The organism is Terrabacter sp. P5_B1 (genome assembly GCF_056400505.1).
In genome coordinates, this window is sequence record NZ_JBFULD010000400.1 from 1 (window position 1) to 3352 (window position 3352).

A 3352-nucleotide genomic window follows, 5' to 3' on the forward strand; every position below is an offset into this window, starting at 1 on the left:
CGCGCGAGGCGAGATCCCAGGGTCGGTGGCGCGAGGCGGGGGTCAGCAGCGTGCCGAGACGGATGCGCTCGGTGACCATCGCCGCCGCGCCGAGCTGCACCCACGCCTCGACGCCGAAGAGCGCCTCCCAGCCGAGGACGGCGTCCCAGCCCCGGTCCTCGCCGAGACGCGCCAGCTCGGCGAACTCGCGTTCGGTGGCGTACGGGACGACGAAACCGCTCTTCATCCCCCGTTCCTACCAAGTAGGAGGGACAGTCCGACCTCGAGCGACGCATTGCAAGAAGTTGCAGAATCTGCTTGGAGTTTTCGGTCCGATGAGGAACGATGGTGGCTCGTGACGCCATCAGCAACCCAGACCCTGAACCACCCTGCGCTCGACGCCGGACACGACGTAGACCTTCGCGAGGACGCGACCCCCGTGCACGCCGAGGACCGGCCCGACGCCGCCTGGTGGCGGCAGGCGGTCATCTACCAGATCTACCCGCGCTCGTGGGCCGACAGCGACGGCGACGGCATCGGTGACCTCCCCGGCATCACCTCGCGCCTGCCCCACCTGCGCGCCCTCGGCGTCGACGCCATCTGGCTCTCGCCCTTCTACACCTCGCCGCAGGCCGATGCCGGCTACGACGTCGCGGACTACCGCGACATCGACCCGATCTTCGGCTCCCTCGACGACGCCGACGCGATGATCACGCGCGCCCACGAGCTCGACCTCAAGGTCATCGTCGACATGGTGCCCAACCACTCCTCCGACGAGCACGAGTGGTTCAAGGCCGCCCTCGCCGCCGGTCCGGGATCGGCGGAGCGGGAGCGGTACATGTTCCGCGAGGGACGCGGCGAGCACGGCGAGCTGCCCCCGAACAACTGGCAGTCCGTCTTCGGCGGCGCCGCGTGGACGCGCGTCACCGAGGCCGACGGCAACCCCGGCCAGTGGTACCTGCACATCTTCGACAGCAAGCAGCCCGACTTCAACTGGGAGCACCCCGAGGTGCGCGCCGAGTTCGAGTCGATCCTGCGCTTCTGGCTCGACCGGGGCGTCGACGGCTTCCGCGTGGACGTCGCGCACGGCCTGATCAAGGAGCAGGGCCTGCCCGACACCGTGGATGAGCGCACGACGATGCTCGGGCACGCCGAGCACGACGGCGGGCACGACGGCGGGCACGACGGCGGGCACGACGGCGGGCACGGACACGGGGCCGCCGAGGAGGCGCCGCGCATCGACCACACGAAGCGCAGCCCGATGTGGGACCAGGACGGCGTCCACGAGGTCTACCGCGCGTGGCGGAAGATCCTCGAGTCCTACGGGATGCCGGACCGCATCCTCTGCGCCGAGGCCTGGGTCGAGCCGCAGGAGCGCGCGGTGGCCTACGTCCGCCCGGACGAGATGCACCAGGCGTTCAACTTCGACTTCCTCACCGCCTCGTGGATCGCGGAGGACCTGCGCGCTGTCATCACCTCGTCGCTGCACGCCGCGGACTCCGTCGGCGCGCCGTCGACGTGGGTGCTGTCGAACCACGACGTCGTCCGCCACGCCTCTCGCCTCGGCTACGCACCGGGCACGCCGCGGATGAACGGCATCTCGGCGACGGACCCGCAGCCCGACCGCGCGCTCGGCCTGCGCCGCGCCCGTGCGGCCACGGCCCTCATGCTCGCGCTGCCCGGTGGCGCGTACATCTACCAGGGCGAGGAGCTCGGGCTGCCGGACTCGACCGACATGCCGGCCGAGTTCCGCCAGGACCCGACGTTCGCCCGCACCGCCGGCGCCGAGACGGGCCGTGACGGCTGCCGCGTGCCGATCCCGTGGTCGTCGCAGGGTCCCTCGCTCGGCTTCGGCCCCAGCGCCAGCACGTGGCTGCCGCAGCCCGACGTCTACGCCGACTACGCCGTGGACCGCCAGGAGGGCGTGGCCGGGTCGACGCTCGAGCTCTACCGCGCGCTGCTCGCCGCCCGTCGCGAGCTGTCCCTCGGGACCGGCTCGCTGACGTGGGTCGAGGGGTATGCCGGCGACGTCGTCGCGCTGACCAACGGCTCGTCCCTGCGCGACCGGGTGCTCGTCGTCGCGAACCTCGGCGCCGAGCCCGTCGCCCTGCCGGAGGGCGCCGAGGTCATCGTCGCCTCTGCCGCGCTCGAGGACGGTCTCGTGCCGACCGACGTGACGGTCTGGGCCCGCTGGTCCTGATGTCCTGACCGGCGGTTCGCCCGCCCGCACGTGAGGCCCCTGTCCCTCGGGACGGGGGCCTCACGGCATACCGGCGCCTGTGGATGACGGACGATGCGGTCAATCACGCTCTCCTACGGTCGGGGCATGACGCGCTACGCCATCGACACCGAAGGTGTGTCCCGTGAGCGGCTCGCGCTGGCGCACGACCCCGCCGAGCTGCATGAGTGCGCGTCGCTCGTCGCCGCAGCGACGGCGGGTGCCTTGAGCGCACTGGGCGTGGAGGGTCAGGGCATCCGAGTCGCACTCGAGCGCTTCCGTGCCGTGCACGCGTATGCCCTCGACGCCGTTGCCGACGCGGCGAGTGCCCTTGGCGACCGCATCGACCGCTCGACGCTGGAGACGCGCTGGGTGGAGCTCTTCGTCACGGTGGGATTTGCGCAGCTGTCGGCGAGCGGGTCTGCGTCGCAAGGCATCTCGGTCCCCAGAGTCCGATGAGTCGCGTCCACGAATCCGAGGACGCCGCCGCACCGATCGCTGGAGCCGCCGCGCTGCCGTTGCCCGCGGGAGACGTCGAGGGCCTGCGCGCGGCAGCGCGGTCGCTGGACCGGGTCGCCGCGCGGGCCGGCTCGACCCTCACCGTGCGCGGGACCTTGGGGGCGAGACTCGGCGCGGTCTGGACCGGGGACGCGGCGACGGCGGCTGACGCCGAGGCGGCCGAGCTCGCACGACGGTGCCTCCCCGTCGTCGACGCCCTCCCCGCGGCCGGACGCGCACTGCTGGCGTATGCCGCCGCCCTCGACCACGCGGTCGCGCGGGTGCGTTCGTTGCAGCGCCAGTGGGATGCGCTCGACGCCGAGCACCTGTTGACTGACCTCCGTCTCGCCGCCCTCCCGGACCCGACCGGCACGATCGGCGTGCTGGGGATGGAGCGTTCTCGCGCGGACCAGGCCGCGGGGCGCGCTCGGCTGAGTCGCGCGTACGCGGGCGTCATGGACGAGCTGAGGGTGACGGAGCGCCGGTGTGCCGCTGGGATCTCCGGCGTGACGGGTGCGACGTTCCCGCCGGACAGGACCGTGGGCGCCGCAGCAGTGCAGTCCGCCGTCACCGGGGGTCTGTGGTTCGCCGACGGTGTCGTGGCGGCGCGGGCGGCGCGGGACGCCGCCCTCGCCGACAGCCTGCTGGTCCGGCGGG

At 72.8% G+C, this 3352-nt stretch carries 4 protein-coding genes; 3 read left to right on the top strand and 1 reads right to left on the bottom strand.

Features of this window, described 5'->3' with window-relative positions:
• A partial coding sequence (locus AC1DP0_RS19890; RefSeq protein WP_478087928.1) for an LLM class flavin-dependent oxidoreductase occupies window positions 1-226 on the bottom strand: 226 nt, incomplete at its 3' end.
• A 108-nt stretch (window positions 227-334) separates the two neighbouring features.
• On the opposite strand from AC1DP0_RS19890, the gene AC1DP0_RS19895 reads away from it, so the two are divergent.
• The 3 genes from AC1DP0_RS19895 to AC1DP0_RS19905 all read left to right on the top strand — a co-directional run.
• Complete coding sequence (locus tag AC1DP0_RS19895; protein ID WP_478087930.1) at window positions 335-2179, top strand: glycoside hydrolase family 13 protein; 1845 nt, start codon at window positions 335-337, stop codon at window positions 2177-2179.
• Between the two features lie 126 nt (window positions 2180-2305).
• A complete protein-coding gene (locus AC1DP0_RS19900; RefSeq protein WP_478087932.1) occupies window positions 2306-2656 on the top strand; it encodes a hypothetical protein in 351 nt (116 codons plus the stop codon).
• Window positions 2653-3352: hypothetical protein (locus AC1DP0_RS19905; RefSeq protein ID WP_478087934.1), on the top strand; the 700-nt coding region annotated here is incomplete at its 3' end. The genes AC1DP0_RS19900 and AC1DP0_RS19905, both read left to right, overlap by 4 nt.

What these genes read in the sequence shown, in the direction of transcription:
- AC1DP0_RS19900 (WP_478087932.1), top strand. Translation starts at nt 2,306, where the DNA reads ATGACGCGCTACGCCATCGACACCGAAGGTGTGTCCCGTGAGCGGCTC.